Here is a 23,635-nt window from a genome sequence, read left to right as displayed (position 1 = left end):
GCAGAATCGGGCCCGCGCGGCAGGCCGCCGGACTCCGGCGCCGGTGCGGGCCCGCCTGCGGGAGACCGGCTTCGGCCCGCGCGGTGCTGCGCGGGCCGAAGCTGCGTCCGGGGCCGACGGCGTCAGGTCAGCACGTCGGCGAGGTCGTACGCGGCGACCTGCTCGAGCTGGTCGTACGTGCACGAGCGGGGATCGCGGTCGGGGCGCCAGCGGTCGAACTGGACGGTGTGGCGGAAACGGCGGCCCTCGATCTGGTCGTAGCGCACCTCCAGCACGCGCTCCGGACGCAGGCGCACGAACGAAGTGTCCTTCGACGCCGTGAACCGCGACCGGTCGGTCTGTCCGGTGACGGCGTGACCCGCGGCATCCGTCTCGACGAGCGGTGCCAGCTCGTCAACGAGCTCGAGGCGCCGGGCGTCGCTGAAGGCCGACGCGCCGCCGACACTCTGCAGCTCGCCGGTCTCGTCGTACAGGCCCAGCAGCAGCGAGCCGACGCCGCTGCCGCTCTTGTGCACCCGGTAGCCGAGCAGCACGACGTCGGCGGTGCGGGCGTGCTTGATCTTGAACATCGTCCGCTTGCCCGGCGCATACGGGGCATCGAGCGGCTTGGCGACGACGCCGTCGAGACCCGCTCCCTCGAACAGCGCGAGCCAGCGCTCGGCGAGCGCGCGCTCGCCGGTCGTCCGGGTGATGTGGATCGGGGCGGGGACGCCGTCGAGCAGGTCCTCGAGCTGCGCTCGCCGCAGCCGGAACGGCTCGGGCTGCAGGTCGCGCTCGCCGCGGGCGAGCAGGTCGAAGGCGATGAACATCGCCGGTGTCGTCTCGCTCAGCATCCGCACCCGCGAAGCGGCCGGGTGGATCCGCTGCGAGAGCAGCTCCCACTGCAGCCGAGCCGGGTCGCCGGCCGCCACGACGATCTCGCCGTCGATCAGGCAGGGCTCTGGCAGCAGCGCGCGGCACGCGGCGACGAGTTCGGGAAAGTAGCGCGTCAGCGGCTTCGCGCCGCGCGAGCCGATCTCGACATCGGTGCCGTCCCAGGCGATGAGGGCGCGGAACCCGTCCCACTTCGGCTCGAACGACAGGCCGCCGGGCGTCTTCGCCGGGTCGGGGATGGCAGGGACGGACTTCGCGAGCATCGGCGCCGGAATCTCGTACATGGGGCCAGTCTGGCGTTCGACGAGCGCAAATGGTCCTCGGATGCCAGATTCCCGAGCCGCCTGCGCGTCCCGAAGCCGCACGCCGTGGGACTGAGTCTCAGGTAGAATGGGCCGGAGTCTCACCGAGGAGGACCCATGGCCACCGAGTACCAGCCCCCCGTCGCCGACTACGCCTTCCTGTACGGTGAGGCGTTCGGCCTCGACGTCGTCGCCCGCGCGACCGGCGGCGAGCTCACCGCCGAGGACGCGACCGACATCATCGCCGGGGCCGGCGAGTTCGCGGCCTCCGTCCTCGCACCGCTGCAGGAAGCGGGCGACCGCGAAGGTGCGCGGCTGGTCGACGGCGACGTGCGCCTGCCCGCAGGCTTCGCCGAGGCGTATCGTGCGTTCGTCGAGGCGGGCTGGGTCACCGCCGAGGCTCCCGTCTCCGCGGGAGGCGACGGCCTGCCCGGCTCGGTGCGCGCAGGCCTCGGGGAGATCTGGAACGCGTCCAACGCGGCGTTCGCGCTGTGCTGGCTGCTGACGGCCGGGCAGATCCACGCGCTGGATGCCGCGGCATCCGACGCCCTGCGCGAGACCTACCTGTCGAAGCTCGTCAGCGGCGAGTGGACCGGCACGATGAACCTCACCGAGCCCGATGCGGGGACGGACCTCGGGGCGATCCGCACGATGGCGACGCCGCGGGAGGACGGTTCGTACGCGATCCGCGGTCAGAAGATCTTCATCACGTGGGGCGACCACGACGTCGCCGAGAACATCGTGCACCTCGTTCTCGCGCGCACCCCCGGCGCGCCGGACGGGGCGAAGGGGCTCTCGCTGTTCGTCGCGCCCCGTGTGCTCGTCAATCCTGACGGCACGCTCGGCGCGCGCAACGCCGTGACGACGGTCGCGCTCGAGCACAAGCTCGGCATCCACGGCTCGCCCACCTGCGTGCTGTCGTACGAGGACGCGACCGGCTACCTCGTCGGCGAGCTCGGCGGGGGACTGGCGGGCATGTTCGTCATGATGAACTCCGCGCGTATCGGCATGGGCTTCCAGGCGACGGGCATCGCCGACCGTGCGCTGCAGCAGGCGCAGGCATATGCCGCCGATCGCATACAGGGTCGGGTGCTGGGACGCGACGGCGTCGCCCCCATCGCCGAGCACCCCGACGTCCGGCGTCTGCTGCTGTCGATGCGCAGCGACGTCTTCGCGATGCGCGCGCTCGGCGTGTACGTCGCCGACCTGTTCGACCGCGCCGAGTCCGACCCCGCGCTGCTGCCGCTGGCGGAGTTCTTCGTCCCGATCCTCAAGGGCTGGGCGACCGAGAATGCCGTGGCACTCACGAGCGACGCCATCCAGGTGCACGGCGGCATGGGGTTCATCGAGGAGACGGGCGTCGCGCAGCACTACCGCGACGCGCGCATCATGCCGATCTACGAGGGCACAACGGCGATCCAGTCCAACGACCTCATCGGGCGGAAGGTGATCCGCAACCAGGGCGCCACCGCGGCGGAGTTGTTCGCGCAGGTGGAGCAGACGGTGGCGGATCTGCGGGCCGTCGCCGGCGCGGCGGACGCGGGGGCGGCTGCCGGGGACGAGGGGGCGACCGCCGGGGCGACGGGCGCGGTCGCCGGGCGTGCCGCGGACCGGCTCGAGCGCGCCGCGGCATCCGCCCGCCGTGCCACCGCCGACCTCATCGGCTTCGCCGAGTCGCCCCGCGACGCGCACGCTGTGAGCGTGCCGTACCTCATGTTGCTCGGCGTGCTCGCCGGCGGGTGGATGCACGGGCTGGCCGTCGTCGCTGTCGCCGCGCACGACGACGCCGCGGCGGAGGATGCCGGCCGGCTCACCCTCGCGGACTTCTACGGCGCCCACCACCTGCCGCGGGTGCACGCGCTTGCCGAGACGGTCGCCTCGGGCGAGACGGCCTGACCGGCGGCCACGGGGCCCGGGCACCTGAGCGCCGGGCGGCGCGCATTCGTCGAACCCTTACCTCCCCGCCGAACCCTCATCCCCGGGCGCGCTCGGGGGTGAGGGTTCGTCCCAGGGGTAAGGGTTCGGGCTACGGCGCCGCGCGGGCACCACCAGGGCGCGGGCTATAGGGACTCGCGCAGCCGGCGGGCGACCTCGGCGCCGGGCATGCGCCGCGGGAAGACCGCGACGATCAGATCGTCCTCCTGGGCCTCGTCCCCGCCGGGGTGCACACCGAAGCGGTGCATCAGCCGGTCGTAGGCGTCGGTGAGCACCGACTCGGGGATGTCCTCGGTGCCGCGCAGCAGCCGCCGCAGCACATGGTTGTGCACCGCGGTGACCGCCGCCGAGAACGCGACCGCGTCCACGGGGTCGAGGCCCGGCAGCGCGGAGCGCAGGTACTCGTCGAACAGGCGCTCGTACTGGAACACCGTCACGATCTCGCGCTCGCGCAGCGCCGGCACCTGCCGCACGACCGCATAACGACGGCGGGCGAGCTCGGGCTCGGCCGCGAAGTGACGGAACACCTCGACGGATGCCGCGCACGCCGCCGCCCACGGGTTCTCGTGCGGTTCCCGCCCCGCCACCGCGAGGAACTCGCGCAGCTGGGCGAGCAGCACGTCGTGGTCGCTGAAGACGACGTCGTCCTTGCCGCCGAACTGCCGGAAGAACGTCGAGCGCGACACCCCGGCGGCCTGTGCGATCTGCTCGACCGACGTCGCTTCGAACCCGTGCGTCGCGAACAGGTCGAGCGCGGCGGCCACGACGGCGTCGCGGGCGGAGGTGGGCGCGGGGTCACTCATGACGGTGAGCCTAACGCGCGGCCTGTCAAGGCGGTTGCCGCCGGGCCGTCGTGCCGGTTGCGTGGAGGGCATGGAATCGGAGCCGACCTCGCTGTGGCGCCGCGGCGCGCACCCCCTCCCCACCACCCCCGGCCGCCCGCGAGACGCCGATGTGCTGGTGGTCGGCGCGGGCCTCACGGGGCTCGTGACGGCACTGCTGCTGCGCCGCGCCGGTCGCGACGTCACGGTGGTGGATGCCGGGACCCCCGGTTCTCTCACGAGCGGCGCCAACACGGGCAAGGTGTCGCTGCTGCAGGGGACGGTGATGTCCACGCTGCGCGCGCACCACCCGGCATCCCTCGTCCGGGCCTACGTCGAGGCGAACAGCGAGGGGGCCGCGTGGCTGACGGCGTTCGCGGATGCCGAGGGCGTCCCGTTCTCGCGACGCACCGCGTACTCGTACGCGCAGACCGCGGCCGGCGCCGCCGACGTCGCGGCGGAGGCCGCCGCGGCCGCCGAGGCCGGGCTCCCGGTGCACCGTGTCATGCCGGAGCGCGACCTCCCGTTCCCGGTCGCCGACGCCGTGGCGCTCGACGATCAGGTCGCCATCGGGGCGGCAGGGCTCCGAACGGGCCGCGGTCGACGACCTCGTCGCCTGGACGCGCGCGCACTTCGCCGGCGCCGAGCCGGTCACCTGGTGGTCGGCGCAGGACTACCAGTCGCACGACCTCATCCCGTTCATCGGTGTCATGCCCCGCACCCGCGGCCGGGTGTGGTTCGCCACCGGCTACGGCAAGTGGGGCCTCGCGCTCGCCCCCGCCGCCGCACTGCGGATCGCCGCGGAGATCACCGGCGTGCCGTGGCGGGAGCGGTCGGCGTGGATGCGCGCTTTCGGCACCCGCCTGACAGTGCCGGCGGACCTCGCGCGCGGCGGCGCGGAGAACGTCGCGGTGGCGCGGGTCGCGGCATCCGGCTGGATCGGCGCCGCGCGTCGCCCGGTTCCCGTGCCGCGGCCGACCGAGGGCGAGGGCGTCATCGCCCACCGCGGCGTCGTCCCGGTGGGGGTCTCGACCGTCGGCGGACGCACGCGCGCCGTGCGGGCGGTGTGCACGCACCTGGGCGGCGTGCTGGAGTGGAACGACGCCGAGTGCACGTGGGACTGTCCCCTGCACGCGTCGCGATTCGCGCCCGACGGCCGGCGCATCGAGGGGCCGGCCCTCACCGACCTCGCGCGCCTGCCGCGGACCGCGGGAGAACCCGTGTCGCGCGACGCGGAAGCGCCCCTGCAGACGGAGTGAGCCCGGTCGAGTCACCCAGGTGCACGTATTAGGCTGGGGGATCGGTCGATCTCTCGACATCGAGATTTCTTCGGCAGCGGGACACCCCGAAAACCCACAGACGCCCAGCGGAGGATTGCGCGTGGATCTTTACGAGTACCAGGCACGTGACCTGTTCGAAAAGTACGAGGTGCCGGTGCTCGCCGGCATCATCGCCGACACTCCTGAGGAGGCGAAGGCGGCCGCGGAGAAGCTCGGCGGTGTCGTCGTCGTCAAGGCTCAGGTCAAGACCGGCGGTCGCGGCAAGGCCGGCGGCGTCAAGGTCGCGAAGACCCCGGAGGACGCCTACGAGGCCGCGAAGGCCATCCTGGGCCTGGACATCAAGGGCCACATCGTCAAGCGCGTCATGGTCGCGGCGGGCGCGCAGATCGAGAAGGAGTTCTACTTCTCGGTCCTGCTGGACCGCTCCAACCGCTCCTACCTGTCGCTCGCGAGCGTCGAGGGCGGCATGGAGATCGAGGAGCTCGCGGTGGAGCGCCCCGACGCGCTCGCCAAGGTCGAGGTCGACCCGCTGACCGGCATCGACGCCGCGAAGGCGCTCGAGATCGCCAAGGCCGGCGGCTTCGACGACGAGCTGGCCCCCAAGGTCGCCGACGTCTTCGTCAAGCTCTACAACGTCTACACCGGCGAGGACGCGACCCTCGTCGAGGTCAACCCGCTGATCCTCGACGCCTCCGGCAACATCATCGCCCTGGACGGCAAGGTGTCGCTGGATGACAACGCGTCCGAGGTGCGTCACCCCGAGCACGAAGAGCTCGAGGACAAGGATGCCGCTGACCCGCTCGAGGCGAAGGCGAAGGCATCCGGCCTCAACTATGTCAAGCTCGACGGCCAGGTGGGCATCATCGGCAACGGCGCGGGCCTGGTCATGTCGACCCTCGACGTCGTCGCGTACGCCGGTGAGAACCACGGCGGCGTGAAGCCCGCCAACTTCCTCGACATCGGCGGCGGCGCCTCGGCGACGGTCATGGCTGCGGGTCTGGATGTCATCCTCGGCGACGAGCAGGTCAAGAGCGTCTTCGTCAACGTGTTCGGCGGCATCACGTCGTGCGTCGCGGTCGCGGAGGGCATCGTCAAGGCGCTCGAGATCCTCGGCGACACGGCGACGAAGCCCCTCGTCGTCCGCCTCGACGGCAACCAGGTCGAAGAGGGCCGCGCGATCCTCGCCGCCGCGAACAACCCGCTCGTGACCCTCGCCGCCGGCATGGACGAGGGCGCCGACAAGGCCGCCGAGCTGGCGAACGCCTGAACCGCGCTGAGACAGCTGAGACACAAGGACTGAGAACAGAAATGTCGATCTACCTCAACAAGGACTCCAAGGTCATCGTCCAGGGCATCACCGGCGGCGAGGGCACCAAGCACACCGCGCTCATGCTGAAGGCGGGCACCAACGTCGTCGGCGGCGTCAACGCGCGCAAGGCCGGCACGACGGTCTCACACACGGATGCCGCGGGCAACGCGGTCGAGCTCCCGGTCTTCGGCTCCGTCGCCGAGGCCATCGAGGCGACCGGCGCCGACGTGTCGATCGCGTTCGTGCCGCCGGCGTTCACGAAGGACGCGATGGTCGAGGCCATCGACACCGAGATCCCCCTCCTCGTCGTCATCACCGAGGGCGTGCCCGTCGGCGACACCGCCGAGGCGTGGGCGTACGCGAAGAGCAAGGGCAACAAGACCCGCATCATCGGACCGAACTGCCCCGGCATCATCACCCCCGGTGAGGCGCTCGTCGGCATCACGCCCGCGAACATCACGGGCAAGGGGCCGATCGGCCTCGTCTCGAAGTCGGGCACGCTGACCTACCAGATGATGTTCGAGCTGCGCGACCTGGGCTTCTCGACCGCGATCGGCATCGGCGGCGACCCGATCATCGGCACGACGCACATCGACGCCCTCGAGGCGTTCGAGGCCGACCCCGAGACGAAGGCGATCGTCATGATCGGCGAGATCGGCGGCGACGCCGAGGAGCGCGCGGCCGAGTACATCAAGGCGCACGTGACCAAGCCGGTCGTCGGCTACGTCGCCGGGTTCACCGCTCCCGAAGGCAAGACGATGGGCCACGCCGGCGCGATCGTCTCGGGCTCGGCGGGCACCGCGCAGGCGAAGAAGGAGGCCCTCGAGGCCGCTGGCGTCAAGGTCGGGAAGACCCCGTCCGAGACCGCCGCCCTGATGCGCGAGATCATCGAGACGCTGTAACCCGCTACGAAGAAGGGGTCCGGATGCCGCGGCATCCGGACCCCTTCTTCGTGCCCCGCCCCCTTACGTCGCCGAGCGGGCCCGTTCGCGCCGAGCGGGCCGGTTGCAACAGGCGCGCAACGGGCGCGCTCGGCGCGAACCAGCGCACTCGGCGATGGATGCCGGGGGCTGCGGCGAGGTCAGGCGACCCCGAAGAGCGCCTCGATGGGGCCGCGCGCGAAGAACAGGACGAACCCGACGCCGACCACCCACAGCAGCGGATGGATCGTCTTGGCCTTGCCCGAGAACGCGTGCAGCACGATCCAGCTGACGAAGCCCGCGCCGATGCCGTTGGCGATCGAGTACGTCATCGGCATGACCGTCGCCGTGAGGAATACCGGCAGCAGAACCCGGAAGTCGCTGAAGTCGATGTTCTTGATCTGCGCCAGCATCATCGCGCCGACGAGCACGAGGGCCGCCGCGGCGACCTGGGCGGGAACGAGCGACGTCAGCGGCGTGAAGAACATCGCGAGCAGGAACAGCCCGCCCGTGACGACCGAGGCGAGACCCGTGCGGGCGCCTTCAGCGATGCCAGCGCCCGACTCGACGAAGACCGTGGCCGACGACGACGAGGTGCCGCCACCGACGATCGCGCCGACGCCCTCGACCACCAGCGCCGACTTGATGCGCGGGAAGTCGCCCTTCTCGTCGGCGAGACCGGCTTCCTTCGCGAGGCCCGTCATCGTGCCCATCGCGTCGAAGAAGTTCGAGAACAGCAGTGTGAACACGAACATGATGAGCGCCACGACGCTCACGCGCTCGAGGTCAAAGGCGAAGTCGACCTTGCCGACGAGGCTGAGGTCGGGCAGGGAGACGATCCCGCCCGAGAAGCCGAAGTCGAGTCCGAACGGCCAGATCGCGTTCACGATCGCCGCGAGCACGGTGCCGGCGACGAGGGCGATCAGGATCGCGCCGCGCACGCGCAGTGCGATGAGCACGCCGCCCAGCAGCAGGGTGATGACGAACAGGAGCGTCGGCACGGTCGCGACCGATCCGCCGATGCCGAGGCCGACGGGCGGGGATCCGCCTTCGGTCGCCGTGACGAAGCCCGAGTCGACGAAGCCGATGAACGCGATGAACAGGCCGATGCCGACGGTGATCGCGAGCTTCAGCTGAACCGGCACGGCGTCGAAGATCATCTTGCGCAGTCCCGTCGCGGCGAGGATCACGATGATGACACCGTTGATCACGACGAGCGCCATCGCCTCGGGCCACGAGACGGAGCCGACGACCGAGAACGCCAGGAACGCGTTGATGCCGAGGCCGGCGGCGAACGCGAACGGCAGGCGGGTGATGAGGCCGAACAGCACCGTCATGACACCCGCCGTGAGGGCGGTGGCGGCGGCGACCGCGCTGCCGGCGAGGACCGTCCCCTCCACATCGGGGGTCGAGAGGATCAACGGATTCAGGATCACGATGTAGGCCATCGTGATGAACGTCACGACGCCCCCGCGCACCTCCGCTCCGACGGTGGAGCCGCGGCGGGTGATCTCGAAGAAGCGGTCGAGGGCGCCGGTGGGCTCCTGCTCGGCGGGACGGCGGGTGGCCGCGGATGTGGTTGACATTGATCCTCCTGCGAAAAACGTACTGGGTCGGCGGGGCCACCGACGACCGGCACCGACGGAGGTTAGGGTCGAAGCCGCATGAACCGCCTTCTCGTCGCCGTCCTGGCCGCCATCGACGCTGTGATCGCGGCGGCCGTCGGCGTCGCCGCGGCGCTCGCACCGCTGACCCTCTTCTGGGTGCTCGGCCTCGGCGGCACCGCCGACTGGGGTGCGCTGTGGCCGGCCGCGGTGCGTGTGTGGCAGCTCGGGCACCTCGTCCCGCTGCACATCACCCTCGGGGACGACTACCTGATCGCCACCGGCATCCCGGTGGACGGCGCCCGGTTCGTCGTGTCGCTGGCGCCCCTCGCCTTCGCCGTGTTCACCGCCGTCTTCGCGGCACGGTCGGGCGCGCGCGCGGCCCGGGCCGGCGCGTGGCTGGTCGGCGTGGGCGCGGGGACGGTGACCTTCGCGGCGCTCGCCGCCGGCATGTGGGCGACGGCGGGCAACCCCGTCGCCGCCGTCTACGGCTGGCAGTCGCTGCTGCTGCCGACGCTCGTGTTCGCCCTGCCGGCGCTGAGCGGTGCGCTCGTCGGCGCGTGGCGCCACGGCGACGACGGCCTCATCGACGATCTGCGCGACCGGCTGGACGCGCACCCGCGGTGGACGGCGGTGCCCGCGGCATCCGCCCGCGCGCTCGGCATCGCCGTAGCCGGGCTCGTCGGCGTGGGCGCGCTCCTGGTCGCCGTCGCGACGATCACCCGCGGGGGCGAGGTGGTGGCCCTCTTCGAAGCCGCGCACGTCGACGCGACCGGCGCCACGATCATCGCGCTCGGACAGCTCGCCTACCTGCCGACGCTCGTCGTGTGGGGAGCGGCGTTCGCCGCAGGGCCGGGCTTCGCGGTCGGCACCGGCACGACGGTGGCGCCGGCGGGAACGAGCCTCGGCCTCGTCCCCGGCGTTCCCGCGCTGGGCCTCATCCCGGAATCGCCCTCGTCCTGGCTGCTGCTGCTCGCGCTGGCGATCGTCGCGGTCGGGTTCGTCGCGGGCGCGGTCGCGCGAGCGCGCCTGGCCCCCGAGCAGGGGGAGGGTGCCGCCCCACGGCTGACCGTGCTTGCGGCGCTGGCGGTGCTGGGCGGCGTGGCCGCGGCGCTGCTCGCGGCGTGCGCGTCGGGTTCGATCGGGCCCGGCCGGCTCACCGAGACGGGCCCGGATGCCGGCCCGTTCGCCTTCGCCGTCGCCCTCGAGCTGGCGGTCGGTGCCGCGATCGCGCTGTTCGGCCCCGCCCGCACCGATGCCTCCGCGGGTGTCCGCGCGCAGACCCGGTCCGCCGAGGACGACGAGGCCGTGACGGATGCCGCGGCATTCGCCGACGCGCTGTTCGTCACCGCGGTTGTCACGGCCACAGCCGGTGCGACGGCGCGAGCGGATGCCACGGTCGCGCCGGCAGCGGCAGCGGCAGCGGCAGCGGCAGCGGCGCAGACGTCGGCGCCGATGTCGACAACGTCGGCATCGGATGAGGAGACCGAGCCCTTCGCCCTCCTGGATCCCGCTTTTCTCGACGACGCGCGTCCGGACGACGCGCGTCCGGACGGCGCGCGTCCGGACGCCGGAGACCCGGACACCGCCGACCCGGGCGACGACGGCGGGCCGCAGCGCGGTCCGCGCCCGCCGGTAGACTGACCGGGTGCTGAGGGTCGCCGTTCTCATCTCGGGCACCGGCTCCAATCTCCGGGCCCTTCTCGAGGCGGCCGCCGACCCCGGATTCCCCGCACGGGTCGTCGTCGTCGGCGCCGACCGGCAGGCCGACGGCTTCGCCCACGCGGAGGCCTTCGGCATCCCCACCTTCCTCGTTCCGTTCCGCGAGTTCGAGACCCGCGAGGAGTGGGGCCGCGAACTGCAGGCCCAGCTCGAGGTGTGGAGTCCGGACCTGGTCGTGCTGAGCGGCCTGATGCGGCTGCTGCCGGCATCCGTCGTCGACGCCTGGGCGCCCCACCTGATCAACACCCATCCCGCGTACCTGCCGGAATTCCCCGGAGCGCACGGCGTCCGCGACGCGCTGGCCGCCGGCGTCGCCGAGACCGGCGCGAGCGTCATCGTGGTGGACAACGGTGTGGACTCCGGCCCGATCCTGGCGCAGCAGCGCGTGCCGGTGCTGCCCGGCGACACCGAGCACACCCTGCACGAGCGCATCAAGCCCGTCGAGCGGCGCCTGCTCATCGAGGTGGTCCGCGCCATTGCGGCGGGCGACCTCGCGCTACCCGCTCCCGAACCTCACTGAACCCCAACCCGAACCTGGAGTCCCGCATGGCCGGTCCCGCCGTCGATCCCGCCCTCTACCGTCCCCGCGACGTCGTGCCCGTCCGCCGCGCACTCGTCTCGGTCAGCGACAAGACCGACCTGCTGCCCCTGGCGCAGGCGCTGCAGGCCGCGGATGTGGAGATCGTCTCGACGGGCGGCTCCGCGGCGCTGCTGCGCGAGGCCGGCATCGCCGTCTCGGACGTCTCCGAGATCACCGGCTTCCCCGAATCGCTCGGCGGCCGCGTGAAGACGCTGCACCCGAGCGTGCACGCGGGGCTGCTCGCGGACCTCCGACTGGAGGACCACGAGACCCAGCTGGCCGACCTCGGCATCGAGCCGTTCCAGCTCGTCGTGGTGAACCTGTACCCGTTCGTGGAGACCGTCGCCTCGGGCGCGACCGGCGACGCCGTCGTCGAGCAGATCGACATCGGCGGTCCCGCGATGGTTCGGGCATCGGCGAAGAACTTCGCCAACGTCGCCATCGTGGTCTCGCCCTCGTCGTACCCCGCGATCATCGAGGCCGTGGGCCAGGGCGGCACGTCGCTCGCGCAGCGCCGCGACCTCGCCGCGCGCGCCTTCGCGCACACCGCCGAATACGACCGCGCCGTGGCCACGTGGTTCGCCGAGCAGACGCTCGCGGGCGAGGATCTGCCGCAGCACCTGACGATCCGCGCCGAACGCCTCTCGACGCTGCGCTACGGCGAGAACTCGCACCAGCGCGCCGCCATCTACACCCGCGTCGGCGGTCACGGCATCGCGCAGGCCGAGCAGCTGCAGGGCAAGGAGATGTCGTACAACAACTACGTCGACGCCGATGCCGCGCTGCGGGCGGCTTTCGACATGGTCAAGCCGGCCGTCGCGATCATCAAGCACGCGAACCCGTGCGGCATCGCGATCGCCGCTCCGAACGCGCTCGACCCGATCGCCTCGGCCCACCTGCGTGCGCACGAGTGCGACCCGGTGTCGGCGTTCGGTGGCGTCATCGCCGCCAACCGCACCGTCACGCTGAAGATGGCCGAGAATCTCCGCGACATCTTCACCGAGGTCATCGTCGCCCCCGACTTCGAGCCCGAGGCGCTGGAGGTCTTCAAGCTCAAGAAGAATCTGCGCGTGCTGCGCCTGCCCGCCGACTGGCGCCAGGAGCCCATGGATGTGCGGCTGCTGTCGGGCGGGCTGCTGCTGCAGGATGCCGATCGTTTCCCGGCTGAGATCGTGTCGCTCGTCGACGGGTGGGAGCTCGTCACCGGTGAGATGCCCGCCGACGACGCGAAGTCGAACCTCGCGTTCGCGTGGAAGGCCTGCCGTGCCGTCAAGAGCAACGCGATCGTCCTCGCGCAGGGGTCGGCGACCGTCGGCATCGGCATGGGCCAGGTCAACCGCGTCGACTCGTGCCGTCTGGCCGTCGAGCGTGCGGGGGACCGTGCCGCCGGGTCCGTCGCAGCATCCGACGCGTTCTTTCCGTTCGCGGACGGCCCGCAGGTGCTCATCGACGCCGGCATCCGCACCATCGTGCAGCCCGGTGGATCGGTGCGCGACCAGGAGGTCATCGACGCCGCGCGCGCGGCGGGCGTCACGATGTTCTTCACCGGCGAGCGTCACTTCTTCCACTGACGCGGCGCTTCTCGGACGCGTCACCGTCGTGTCCGAAAACCGCGAGCGCCAGGTCGCGGCGGGTGGCAGGCTGGAGGCATGTCCACCGCCGCGATGACCTTCGACGAGCGCTACCGCGCGATCGACGCGCGCGACGCGCGGTTCGACGGCCAGTTCGTCACGGCGGTGCGCTCGACCGGCATCTACTGCCGGCCGAGCTGCCCCGCGCGCACCCCGAAACCCGCGAACGTCACGTTCTACCCGACCTCGGCGGCTGCGCATGAGGCGGGTTACCGCGCGTGCAAGCGGTGCCTGCCCGAGGCGGCGCCGGGGTCACCGGAGTGGAACCTCCGCGGTGACGTCGCCGGCCGGGCGATGCGGCTCATCGCCGACGGGGTGGTCGAACGCGAGGGCGTGCCCGGCCTTGCCACCCGGCTCGGCTACTCGTCGCGCCACCTCACCCGGCTGCTGACGGCCGAGCTCGGTGCGGGTCCCCTCGCCCTCGCCCGTGCCCAGCGCGCTCACACCGCGCGGATGCTGCTCGTGGCGACGGATCTGCCAGCCGCCGACGTCGCCTTCTCGGCGGGATTCGCGAGCGTCCGCCAGTTCAACGACACCATCCGCGAGGTGTTCGGCATGACCCCGCTCGCGCTGCGCGCGCGACGCCCCTCGGCGGCGAGCGCCGGGGCCGGTGCGGCCGCGCTCGGCGCGATCGATCTGGTGCTGCCGCACCGCGGTCCCCTCGACGCCCGGGGGCTCTTCGCCTGGATGGCGGCCCGCACCGTCGCGGGCGCGGAGAAGACCACGGCCGACGGCTTCGCCCGCACCCTGCGCCTGCCCGGTGGGCCGGCGTGGTTCGAACTGCGCGTCGACGCAGCCGGGCGCGTCCGGCTGCGCGCCCGCCTGGCGCACCTCCGCGACCTGCCGGTGCTCGTCGCCCGCGCCCGCCGCCTGTTCGATCTCGACGCCGACCCGATCGCGGTGGATGCCGCGCTGTCGACCCACGCCGAGATCGCGCCGCTCGTGGCGCGCGTACCCGGCATCCGCGTGCCCGGCGCCGCCGACCCGCACGAGATGCTCATCCGCGCGATGATCGGCCAGCAGATCACCGTCGCGGCCGCGACGACGGCGCTGACGGCGCTGACCGACGCGCTGGGGGAGCGGATCGAGGGCCACGACGGGCTCGACCGGCTGTTCCCCACGATGGCGGCGATCGCGGAGCGCGGTGCCGAGGTGCTGCGCGGGCCTGCCGCCCGCATCCGCGCCGTCACCGGCGCCGCTGCGGCGCTCGCCGACGGGACGCTGACGCTCACGAGCGGGGACGACGGCCCGTCCCAGCGGGCGGCGCTGCTGGCGATGCCCGGCATCGGGCCGTGGACGGCGGATTACGTGCGGATGCGGGTGCTCGGCGACCCCGACACCACCCTGCCCGGCGATGTCGCCGTCCGCGCCGGTGCCGCAGCGGCGGGCATCCCCGCCGACCCGCGCGGCTTCGCGGAGTGGGCCGCACGCACCGCGCCGTGGCGCAGCTACCTGACCGCGCACCTCTGGCGCGCGAGCACACCCACCCTGAAACCGCAACGCCGGGAGACGACATGACCGCCACGATCCAGACCATCGACACGCCCGACGGCGCCTTCACGATCCTCGCCGATGACCGGCAGCGCGTGCTGGCGAGCGGGTGGACCGCCGACCCCGCCGCGATCCTCGCCCGGCTCGCGTCACCGCCCGCCGAGGCGCGCGAGGGCCAGGCGGATGCCGCGGCCGCCGCGCGGGCGTACTACGACGGCGATCTGGCGGCCATCGACGATGTCGAGGTGGTGCAGACCGGCACGGCGCTGCAGCGCGCCGGGTGGGCGGCGCTGCGCACAATCGCGCCGGGCGCACCGCTCACCTATGCGGAGTTCGCCGCCGCCCTGGGAAGCCCCGCCGCCGTGCGGGCCGCCGCATCCATCTGCGCCCGCAACGCCCCCGCCCTGTTCGTGCCGTGCCACCGGGTGCTGCGCACCGGTGGGTCGCTGGGTGGGTTCGCGTGGGGGCTCGAGGTCAAGCGCGCGCTCCTGACCCGCGAGGCGGCAGCCGGCTGACGCCGGGACCGCGCGATGGGGAGTTCTCCCCATCGAGGGCCTCCGCCGCGGTCGAGTAGGGTCTTCGCAGGGAGGTGGCACCGTGGGAATGATGCTGCCGAATGAACTCATCTGGGTGATGGAGAAACTCGGATTCGAGTGGCCCGACATCGACGAGGACGAGCTGCGCCGCGGCGGGCACATGGTCGGAACGTTCCGCGACGACCTCGAGGGCAAGCTGCAGGCCATGGATCGCAAGGTCAACGGCGACCTCGCGGCGGCGCTGCAGGGGCAGGCCGGGGCCCGCGTATGTGAGCGCCTGGAACACGAACCGCTCGCAGAACCTGCAGAAGCTGCTCGACCTGCTCGGCCCGGTGCCGGCGGGGATCGAGGTCGCCGCCGGCCCGGTGCTCGCGCTGAAGATCAAGGTCATCGTCGATGTGACGACCACCATGATCGCGCTCGTCGCGATGCTCACCAATCGATTCGCGTGGGATCGAGATGCCGGAGTGGGATGCCGACAACCCGGCTGTCGTCGACACCTGGACCCGTGCGTCGGAGGCCTACGCGGCTGGCGCTTCGGGCGAGGTGCGCGCAGTATTGGGCGACAATCTGCGACCGGATGCCGTCTGGTGGAGGGAGCTGGACAGGCTGAAGGCGAACGACGACGTCACCCGGGTGATCCGGGTGGATCCGGACACTCTGGCTGAGTCTGTGATCTGGCCGGAATGAGCGAGGGAGACGCTGTGGTGGATGAAGGACTGAGCGAGGCGGTCATCGCCTATCTGGGCAAGGGCAGGTCCTCCTTCCCGCGCACCGATGAGGATGCCGTCGCGACGCTGGCGGGCGCCGTGGGCCGTCCTGACCTGTTGGCGACGGTGAAGGCGCTCGTTGCTGAGTGCCTCGCCGTGCCCGTGGACTGGACGACGCGGTCGCTCTCGGAGGGCGGGCGCGAGGCGCAGGCCGTCATGGCAGAGCGTCATCCGGAGCTATCGGCGGCAGCGCTCGAAGCCCTCTACTGGACGTTCACCTACAACTGGCGATGAGAAAGCGACGCGAGGCTCGGCCAAGCTGATGAATCATCACGCCGGGGCACGTCGTTACTCAGCCCTCACCCCGGATGCGGTGCTCGAGGGAGCCGTCGTGTCGTTCAGCGGGGACACCTTGGTCGCATCCGGCGGGAGGATCATCGAAGAGGCTGATCTGCAGCTGGTCGATCCGGACGTGCAGGCAGACCCGTCGAGGAGCCGGCTGCTCGACGGCGTGCCGTTACTGGCGCGCGGTGATGCGTGGATCATCCCGCTGATGTGGAATCCGCTCACCGAAGGCCAGCCCGTCGACGGCGAACTGTCGCGACGGGGCAGCGAACTCTGGTCGAGCATTCGAGCGTGGGCGGAGTACGCGCACGGCGTTCCGATCATTCCTGACCTCGAGGACCCGGATCTGTGGAGCGCGTATCTGCGGGAACTGGTGAGCACGGGAGCGCGCCGCGCGGACTGGTGGGGATCGAAGGACGCGGCGCTGGTGCTGGTCGTCTATGGTGACCCGATCCCGGCGCCGGTGCGCGCGATGGCTCTGCACGTCGTGCCGATCGGCTGGGTATCGGAGCGTCGGGCGCCGAAGCGGTTCCCCCCGATGGACCTCGCCTGGTCGTGGGCGGACGCCGTCGAGGTCGCCGGGGGCGGTGCGGCGGGACCGGATAATCTGAAGCGAACGCAAGACGAGGGGCGGGACGGATGACCGACACGATCGGTGGCATCGGGGTGGCGCTGGTGCCGCACATCTACGGCGCGAGCCAGCTGGGTGTGCTGTCGGTGACGGCGCCGGGACCGGCGCACCCGCGTGTCGAGTACGTCGGCGGGGATCTGTTCGTCGGTCTCGACGAACGCCGAGACGGCGCAGCCACGGCTGTGACCGAGGGCCAGGCCGACGCGTGGCCGCAGCCGTTCCGCGAGGCGCTGCTCGCCGCGCTGGGAGCCGCCACGGCGCTTCCCGACGCCGTCGAAGGCGCGACCGTCATCACCGACGAAGCGGATGCCGCGGCGATCCTCCTGGAGCCCGCCCGGCTGGCGGGCCGTCAGCTGTCCGGTGCGCCCGTGGTCCTCGCCCTCGCGCGGGATCGTGTCGTCCTCGTCGGCGCCGACGACGAGGCCGCGCTCACCCGCGCGCTGGACCTCGCCGAAGAGCTCTACGACGCCGGCGGCCCGCTGGTCAGCGCCCACCCGATCGTCCTGCAGGACGATGCCTGGGCGCCCTTCGACTGGCGCGAGCGCGTCCCGTCGCTCCGCCCGCGGTTCGAGCGCGTGCTGCGCCTGTTCAGCGTTCGCGCGTATGAAGCGCAGACGGTCGCGCTGCAGCGCCCCGACGTGCATATCGCCGACCCGAAGATCCGCGTGCTCGACGACGGCGTCACCGTCACCTTCGCCACCTGGCCGAAGGGCACCGCGACGCTGCTCCCCGTCGTGGACAACGTCATCATCGCCGACCCGTCCGGCCAGCTCAGCGTCGCGACGATGGCCGAGTTCCTGGATGCCGCGGGGGATGCGGTCGTGCGCACCGGCCTGTCGCCGGCCCGCTACTTCGTGCCCGGCGAGCGACCGCGAGACACCGGGGCATGATCTGGGAGATCGAGCATGAGACGCGGGTCGTCGACGGTCTGGACGCGCAGGGCCGGCCCGACCCCGCGTACGCCGCCGCCCTCGGCCTCGTACCGGCGCCGTTCGGCAGGCGCGCGCTCGCCTTCGCGATCGACATCGCGATCTGGCTGATCCTGCAGCTGCCGCTGTGGCTCGGGGCGATCCCCCTGCTGCTCAAGCTCGCGACAGGAGCCATCTCGCCCTACGGGTTCGTCAACCATCCCGATTTCGTGCTGGCCGTCATCATGGCCACCGTCTCCGTTGCGCTGTCCCTCGTCTACGTCGTCGTGCAGTGGATGCTGCACGGGCTCAAGGGGATCACCATCGGCAAGGCGGTCTCCGGCGTCCGCAGCGTCAACGTGATGACCCTGGAGCGCCCGGGCGTCTGGGCGGTGCTCCTGCGGTACGTCATCGTGGCGGCATCCGGGATCCTTCCAGCAGTCGGCCCCGCGCTCGTGCTGCTGTCGCCCACGTTCGACCTCGAGCGGCGTGGCCGTGGCTGGCACGACCGTATCGGCAAGGTCTGGCTCGTCGACGTGCGCCACGGCCTGAACCCGTATGACGAGAAGCGCATGCGCGTCGCACGCAAGACGGTCAAGGCGGAGCCGGCCCCCGAGCGCGTCGAACTGCCGTCCCTCGCGACGCCGCGCGACCCCGTTGCGCAGCCGGAATACCGCCCCGGCAGCCGCATCAGCGCGGGCGTCGTCGGAGTGCCGCGCTCTCCCGAAGCCCCGGCGATGCCGGCGCCCGCGGCGGCCGCGGCACCGGCATCCGCTCCGGTGAACCCGACGACCCCGTCGCCCGCGGCGACGCCCGCCGCTCCGGCCGTGGCGACGCCGGCCCCGGCGGTGGCAACGGCGGCCCCGGCGGTGGCCGTCGCCGATGCCCCCGGTCCCCGACGCCGCGGCCGGATGGTCGGGCTTGCACTCAGGCTCGATACCGGGGAGACGATCCCCGTGACGGCGCCGATCCTGCTCGGCCGCGATCCCGACGTCGCGGCGCACCCGGGCGCGCAGGCCGTTCCCCTCGCCGACACCACTCGCACGCTGTCGAAGACGCACGCGCTCATCCAGCCTGTCGCGGGGGGTCTGGAGATCATCGATCGCCGCTCCACCAACGGCTGCGGGGTGATCCGCGGCGGCATCGAGACCGAGCTCGCTTCCGGCGGATCGGCGACGGTCGCCGAGGGCGACGCGATCCGTCTCGGAGACCGCACCGCCGACGTGGTGCAGATCGCGCCGCTGCAGACATGAGCGACGCAGACATGAGCGACGCCGACATGACCGACGCCGACATGACCGACGAGTGCATCGGAGGAGTCTCGTGAGACTGAAGCTGACCCTGCATCGCGGTGAGGGCGATCCGGTCGACATCGTCGTCACGACCGACTCCACCGCGACGGCCGGAGACGTGGCGCGCCACATCGCCGAGTCCGACCCGACGCGCACCCTCGCCTTCGCGGAGGGCAGCGCGCTGACTCTCGCGGTCGCGCCGCCGACCGACGCGCGCATGGTGCCGTTGCACCCTGACGTCGCGATCGGCGAGGCGCCCATCGGCTCGGGGTTCGCGGCATCCATCGTCGAAGTGGGCGCCGGGTACGTCGCCGCCGACCGACGCGAGGTCGTCGGCGTGTTGCGCGCGACGGCGGGGCCGCTCGCCGGGCAGGAGTTCCCGCTGTCGGCGGGCCCCGTCTCGCTCGGGCGCGACGAGGGTAACGACATCGTGCTGGCCGACCCGATGGTCTCCAAGCGCCACGCCCGGCTCGAGGTCGGCGCGTACGTCGAGGTCGTCGACCTCAACTCCGCCAACGGCGTGCTCGTGGACGGCGTGCAGATGCAGCGCGTGCGCATCGAGGACGGCACGCCGTTCGTGATCGGCGGAACCACGCTCGCCCTCTACCTGACCCGGGCATGGGACGGCTCGGGCGAGGGGGACCCGATCATCGAGCGCGGTGGCGGACTGCTGTTCAACCGCAGCCCCCGTGTCGAGGTGCGCTATCCCGGCACGAAGTTCAAGCCGCCGCGACTGCCCACCGAGAAGATCGGCAAGGTCTTCCCCTGGCCGATCCTCATCGCCCCGATCCTCATGGGAGCGGCGCTGTTCGCGCTCAACGGCAATCCTCGGTCGCTGCTGCTCATCGTGATGACACCGATGATGGCGCTGTTCAACCTCGTCAACCAGTCGGTCCAGAGCAAGAAGAGCCAGAATCACGAGTTCCTGCTGTTCGAGCGGCAGTTTGAACAGCTCGAGGAGGACTTCTTCCACGGCAAGCCCGAGGAAGAGCGGGCACGAAACGCCGAGGCGCCACCCGTGGCCGAGGTCTTCGACCAGGCCATGCGCCTCGGCCCGATGCTGTGGACCCGGCGCCCCGAGCACTGGAACTTCCTCGGTCTGCGATTGGGAACCTGCCGCCTGCCGGCGCGCAACGCGATCGACGACGCCGAGGCCCCGGACGGGCTGCCGGAGTTCATCGACCGCGTCGATCGACTCCGCGAGCGGTATGCGTTCGTCGACGACGTGCCGGTGTTCGAGACGCTGCCGGCCGCCGGTTCGATCGGCATCGCCGGGCCGCGCGCCCTCGTGGCCGACGCCATGCGCGGCGTTGCCGTGCAGCTGTTCGGGCTGCACGCCCCCAACGACGTCGTCGCCGTCGCGTTCGCCGATTCCACGTGGACCAGCGAACTGGACTGGCTCAAGTGGCTGCCGCACACCACCAGTGAGCGCAGCCCCTTCCAGACCATGCCGCTGGCCGACTCGGCTCCCACCGGCGCCGCGCTGCTGAACTCCCTCGAGGACTACGTGCAGCGCGCCGCGGCCGGTGGCAGCGGCGAGCCGCGTGGCCCGTTCAAGGACGAGTGGAACCCGCTGCAGTACGGCACCGACGTCGCCCGCGCAGCGGAGGACCGCGGCCGCACGCCCCCCGTCTCGGTCATCGTGTTCATCACGGGCGACGCCCCGGTCGACCGCGGGCGCCTCACCGATGTGCTCGAGCGCGGGGCCGACCACGGCGTGCACGCGGTCTTCGTCTCCCACGCCGTGGAGTCCCTCCCCGCGGTGTGCCGCAGCTACATCGAGCTCACCACCGACCTCGACGATGCACGCGTCGGCCTCGTCCGCAGCGGCGCCGCCTACGATCATGTGAAGGTCGAGGGTGTCTCCCACGCGTACATGCAGATGTTCGCCCGGCGCCTGGCGCCGGTCGTGGACGCGAGCACCGTCGTCCACGACGCGTCCGACATCCCGGGCTCGGTGAACCTGCTGCAGCTGATCGACCCGGCGATCGCGGAGGACCCCGCCGTCGTGATCGAACGGTGGCGCCAGAACAACACGATCGTCGACCGCTCCACGGCACCGCGCCCGCGTCTGAAGAAGGCGGGCGGGCTGCGCGCCATCACCGGTCAGGGCGTGAGCGACGCCATGGTGCTCGACCTGCGCGCGCAGGGGCCCCACGCGCTCGTCGGCGGCACCACCGGCTCGGGCAAGAGCGAGTTCCTGCAGGCGTGGGTGCTGGGCATGGCCGCCGCGCACAGCCCCGACCGGGTCACCTTCCTGTTCGTCGACTACAAGGGCGGTTCCGCGTTCGCGGACTGCGTCGACCTGCCGCACACGGTGGGCCTCGTCACCGACCTCAACCCGCACCTCGTGCGCCGAGCCCTGACGAGTCTCCGAGCCGAACTGCAGCACCGCGAGCATCTGCTCAACCGCAAGAAGGCCAAGGACCTGCTGGAGCTGGAGAAGCGCCAGGACCCGGAGTGCCCGCCCTCGCTCGTGCTCGTGATCGACGAGTTCGCCGCCCTCGCGTCGGAGATGCCGGAATTCGTCGACGGTGTCGTCGACATCGCGCAGCGCGGCCGCTCCCTCGGCATCCACCTCATCATGGCGACGCAGCGTCCCGCCGGCGTCATCAAGGACAACCTGCGCGCCAACACCAATCTGCGCATCGCGCTGCGCATGGCCGATGAGGCCGACTCCCGCGACGTCGTCGACGACCCGATCGCGGCGACCTTCCCCGCGAGCGTCCCCGGGCGTGCGATCGCCAAGACGGGTCCGGGGCGCCTCGTGCCCTTCCAGTCGGCCTACACCGGCGGCTGGACGACGAGCGAGGACACGGCCGTCGCGGAGGTGCGCGTCGCCGAGCTGCGTTTCGGTGCCGCCCCCGAGTGGGAGCCGGACCGGCCCGCCGAGTCGGACGCGCACGCCGAAGACCTCGGTCCCACCGATCAGAAGCGCATCGTGTCGACGCTCGTGCGCGCGAGCGAGGTCGCAGGCCTCCCGCGCCCGCGACGCCCCTGGCTCGATGACCTGTCGCCCCTCGTGGACGTGCAGGATCTGCCGAACGAGGGCGACACCCGCATCCCGATCGCGCTCATGGACGTGCCGGAGAAGCAGCAGCAGGAGGCGGCGGTGTTCGTCCCCGACCGGGACGGCTCGCTCGTCATCTACGGGACGAGCGGTTCGGGCAAGTCCACGCTCCTGAAGACGATCGGCGCCGCCGCAGGTCTGCGCCCCGAGCGCGGCCGCGTCAACGTGTACTGCCTCGACTTCGCCACCGGCGCGCTCGGCGCGCTCGCCGCACTACCCCACGTCGGCTCAGTCGTCGACGGTGGCGATGTGGAGCGCATCCAGCGCCTGCTGCGCACGCTCGACGGTGAGATGGACCGTCGGGCGGCGGCGTTCGCCGCGGTCAGCGCCGCCTCGATCCAGGAGTACCGTGAGCTCGCCGATGCCGCGCTGCCCCGCATCCTGCTGCTGATCGACAACTACCCCGACTTCAAGAAGGACTGGGAGGTCGCGCCCGGTCGCGGTCCCTCGTATCGCACCTTCATGCGCATCCTCGGGGAGGGGCGCACGCTCGGCGTGCACACCGTCATCACGGCCGACCGCGGAAACGCGGTGCCGAGCGCCGTCGCGGCCAACGTCTCGCGCAAGGTGGTGCTGCGCATGGGCGACCCTTCGCAGTACATGCTGCTGGGCGTGCCGCGCGACGTGCTCGACGAGCAGTCCGTGCCCGGCCGGGCGGTCATCGACGGTCACGAGGCGCAGATCGCGGTCCTCGGCGGGACCTCCAACGCCGTCGAGCAGACGAAGGTGCTCGGCGCTCTCGGTGCCCGGCTGCGCGAGCAGGGGGTGCGCGACCTGCCCGAGATCGGCGCGCTGCCGACGCTGGTCCCGGCGAACGAGATGCCGGCGAGCGTGGAGGGGATGCCGGTGTTCGGCGTCGCCGACGACACCCTCGCGGCCCGCGGCTTCGAGCCGATCGGCTCGTTCGTCGTGTCGGGTCCGCCGGCGTCGGGACGCACGAACGCGCTGAAGGCGCTCGTCGTCGCGATGGAGCGGTTCGATCCGGGCGTGCGCCTGTACCACTTCGGCAGCCGTCGGTCGGAGCTCAAGGACTTCCGGCCGTGGGTGCGCAGCGCGACCCGGCCCGAGGATGAGCGGGACCTCGCGACGGAGCTTGCCGAACTCGTGGTCAGCGAGTCTCCGGGCGGACGCATCATGATCGTCATCGAGGACATGCCGCACCTGGCCGACGGCGTCGCCGACCGCCCGATGCGCGCGCTGCTGCAGGCGATGAACGACAGCGAGCATCTGCTCGTCGGCGAGGCGGAGATCACGCGCGCCAGCGGCAGCATCGGCGTGCTCGGTGAATGGAAGTCGGCCCGTCAGGGCATCGTGCTCAAGCCCGACACGTACGACGGCGAGGCGATCTTCAAGACGCCGTTCGGACGGGTCAAGCGGAGCGACTTCCCGGTCGGGCGCGGGATCTTCGTGCAGGCCGGCAAGGCCGTCACGATGCAGATGCCGTTCGTTGCCGACGTGCAGGACGTGCAGGCCGAGGCGCCGTCGACGCGCGCGGCGGCGCGCGCCACGGCGCCGGCCGGCACCCCCGCGACGCATGGGTAGTTCTCCCCATGGGTGGCGCGGGACCGGTTCGCTAGCATCGATCGCGCGGGGTCGTTCGGACTCCGGACGACGTAGGGCGACACGCTGGGAGGCGGGTTCATGGCCGGATGGCGGACCGCATCCGTGACACGGA

General features: G+C 72.0%; 19 protein-coding genes and 1 pseudogene. 16 read left to right on the top strand and 4 right to left on the bottom strand.

All coding sequences use genetic code 11. The features are described 5' to 3' along the window. Positions 1–122: 122 nt before the first annotated feature. Positions 123–1,157 carry an ATP-dependent DNA ligase gene (locus tag JOD60_RS15715; RefSeq protein ID WP_076691542.1) on the bottom strand — a complete coding sequence of 345 codons (1,035 nt, stop codon included), beginning with the start codon at positions 1,155–1,157 and terminating at the stop codon, positions 123–125. A 135-nt stretch (positions 1,158–1,292) separates the two neighbouring features. On the opposite strand from JOD60_RS15715, the gene JOD60_RS15710 reads away from it, so the two are divergent. After that, entirely contained in the window at positions 1,293–3,071 is a 1,779-nt protein-coding gene (locus JOD60_RS15710) for an acyl-CoA dehydrogenase family protein (protein WP_076691541.1), read from the top strand. 164 nt (positions 3,072–3,235) lie between these two features. Here JOD60_RS15710 and JOD60_RS15705 read toward each other — a convergent pair whose 3' ends face one another. Continuing rightward, the gene (locus tag JOD60_RS15705) at positions 3,236–3,913 is read right to left on the bottom strand and encodes a TetR/AcrR family transcriptional regulator (protein ID WP_076691540.1); all 678 of its coding nucleotides are present in this window, start codon (positions 3,911–3,913) and stop codon (positions 3,236–3,238) included. Between JOD60_RS15705 and JOD60_RS16885 the strand changes: the two are divergent. From JOD60_RS16885 to sucD, 4 genes and pseudogenes are all read left to right on the top strand, one after another. After that, a pseudogene (locus tag JOD60_RS16885) lies at positions 3,912–4,385 on the top strand (FAD-dependent oxidoreductase); the annotation flags it as partial. The gene JOD60_RS15705 and the pseudogene JOD60_RS16885 overlap by 2 nt on opposite strands. A 46-nt stretch (positions 4,386–4,431) precedes the next feature. Then, positions 4,432–5,190, top strand: coding sequence for a Rieske 2Fe-2S domain-containing protein (locus JOD60_RS17245; protein ID WP_232321639.1), 759 nt, complete (start codon positions 4,432–4,434; stop codon positions 5,188–5,190). Positions 5,191–5,311: 121 nt separating this feature from the next. Continuing rightward, positions 5,312–6,478, top strand: coding sequence for an ADP-forming succinate--CoA ligase subunit beta (gene sucC, locus JOD60_RS15695; protein WP_076691539.1), 1,167 nt, complete (start codon positions 5,312–5,314; stop codon positions 6,476–6,478). A gap of 41 nt (positions 6,479–6,519) precedes the next feature. Continuing rightward, entirely contained in the window at positions 6,520–7,422 is a 903-nt protein-coding gene (gene sucD / locus JOD60_RS15690; RefSeq protein ID WP_076691538.1) for a succinate--CoA ligase subunit alpha, read from the top strand. A gap of 179 nt (positions 7,423–7,601) precedes the next feature. Here sucD and JOD60_RS15685 read toward each other — a convergent pair whose 3' ends face one another. After that, positions 7,602–9,026: an NCS2 family permease gene (locus JOD60_RS15685; protein ID WP_076691537.1), complete on the bottom strand. Its 1,425-nt coding sequence runs from the start codon at positions 9,024–9,026 to the stop codon at positions 7,602–7,604. 78 nt (positions 9,027–9,104) lie between these two features. On the opposite strand from JOD60_RS15685, the gene JOD60_RS15680 reads away from it, so the two are divergent. From JOD60_RS15680 to JOD60_RS15660, 5 genes are all read left to right on the top strand, one after another. Beyond that, the gene (locus JOD60_RS15680; protein ID WP_239541918.1) at positions 9,105–10,688 is read left to right on the top strand and encodes a cell division protein PerM; all 1,584 of its coding nucleotides are present in this window, start codon (positions 9,105–9,107) and stop codon (positions 10,686–10,688) included. 4 nt (positions 10,689–10,692) lie between these two features. After that, a complete protein-coding gene (purN, locus tag JOD60_RS15675) occupies positions 10,693–11,286 on the top strand; it encodes a phosphoribosylglycinamide formyltransferase (RefSeq protein WP_076691534.1) in 594 nt (197 codons plus the stop codon). Between the two features lie 26 nt (positions 11,287–11,312). Then, the gene (gene purH / locus JOD60_RS15670; protein ID WP_076691533.1) at positions 11,313–12,917 is read left to right on the top strand and encodes a bifunctional phosphoribosylaminoimidazolecarboxamide formyltransferase/IMP cyclohydrolase; all 1,605 of its coding nucleotides are present in this window, start codon (positions 11,313–11,315) and stop codon (positions 12,915–12,917) included. Positions 12,918–12,995: 78 nt separating this feature from the next. Further along, a complete protein-coding gene (locus JOD60_RS15665; protein ID WP_076691532.1) occupies positions 12,996–14,495 on the top strand; it encodes a DNA-3-methyladenine glycosylase 2 family protein in 1,500 nt (499 codons plus the stop codon). Further along, a complete protein-coding gene (locus JOD60_RS15660; RefSeq protein ID WP_076691531.1) occupies positions 14,492–14,983 on the top strand; it encodes a methylated-DNA--[protein]-cysteine S-methyltransferase in 492 nt (163 codons plus the stop codon). The genes JOD60_RS15665 and JOD60_RS15660 overlap by 4 nt, the downstream gene beginning before the upstream one ends. On the opposite strand, the gene JOD60_RS15655 is transcribed toward JOD60_RS15660, so the two are convergent. After that, complete coding sequence (locus tag JOD60_RS15655) at positions 14,943–15,440, bottom strand: hypothetical protein (RefSeq protein ID WP_198159067.1); 498 nt, start codon at positions 15,438–15,440, stop codon at positions 14,943–14,945. The two genes, JOD60_RS15660 and JOD60_RS15655, sit on opposite strands and share 41 nt — an antisense overlap. 23 nt (positions 15,441–15,463) lie before the next feature. Between JOD60_RS15655 and JOD60_RS15650 the strand changes: the two genes are divergently transcribed. The 6 genes from JOD60_RS15650 to JOD60_RS15625 all read left to right on the top strand — a co-directional run bounded on the left by JOD60_RS15650 (position 15,464) and on the right by JOD60_RS15625 (position 23,502). Beyond that, positions 15,464–15,694 (top strand): hypothetical protein, encoded by a 231-nt coding sequence (locus JOD60_RS15650; RefSeq protein ID WP_198159066.1) that lies wholly within the window; start codon positions 15,464–15,466, stop codon positions 15,692–15,694. Next, a complete protein-coding gene (locus JOD60_RS15645; RefSeq protein WP_157127967.1) occupies positions 15,691–16,008 on the top strand; it encodes a hypothetical protein in 318 nt (105 codons plus the stop codon). Before JOD60_RS15650 ends, JOD60_RS15645 begins: the two co-directional genes overlap by 4 nt. Before the next feature lie 28 nt (positions 16,009–16,036). Next, positions 16,037–16,702 (top strand): hypothetical protein, encoded by a 666-nt coding sequence (locus JOD60_RS15640; protein WP_157127966.1) that lies wholly within the window; start codon positions 16,037–16,039, stop codon positions 16,700–16,702. Beyond that, positions 16,699–17,580, top strand: coding sequence for a hypothetical protein (locus JOD60_RS15635; protein ID WP_076691528.1), 882 nt, complete (start codon positions 16,699–16,701; stop codon positions 17,578–17,580). Before JOD60_RS15640 ends, JOD60_RS15635 begins: the two co-directional genes overlap by 4 nt. Then, positions 17,577–18,851 (top strand): RDD family protein, encoded by a 1,275-nt coding sequence (locus JOD60_RS15630; RefSeq protein ID WP_076691527.1) that lies wholly within the window; start codon positions 17,577–17,579, stop codon positions 18,849–18,851. The genes JOD60_RS15635 and JOD60_RS15630 overlap by 4 nt, the downstream gene beginning before the upstream one ends. A 70-nt stretch (positions 18,852–18,921) precedes the next feature. Then, positions 18,922–23,502, top strand: coding sequence for a type VII secretion EssC family protein (locus JOD60_RS15625; protein WP_076691526.1), 4,581 nt, complete (start codon positions 18,922–18,924; stop codon positions 23,500–23,502). The last annotated feature ends 133 nt before the right edge of the window (positions 23,503–23,635 follow it).

It is taken from the genome of Microbacterium aurum (genome assembly GCF_016907815.1).
GTDB classification, from domain to species: domain Bacteria; phylum Actinomycetota; class Actinomycetes; order Actinomycetales; family Microbacteriaceae; genus Microbacterium; species Microbacterium aurum.
The sequence above is the reverse complement of the archived record's forward strand: the minus strand, read 5'-3'. Positions and strand labels throughout refer to the sequence as shown.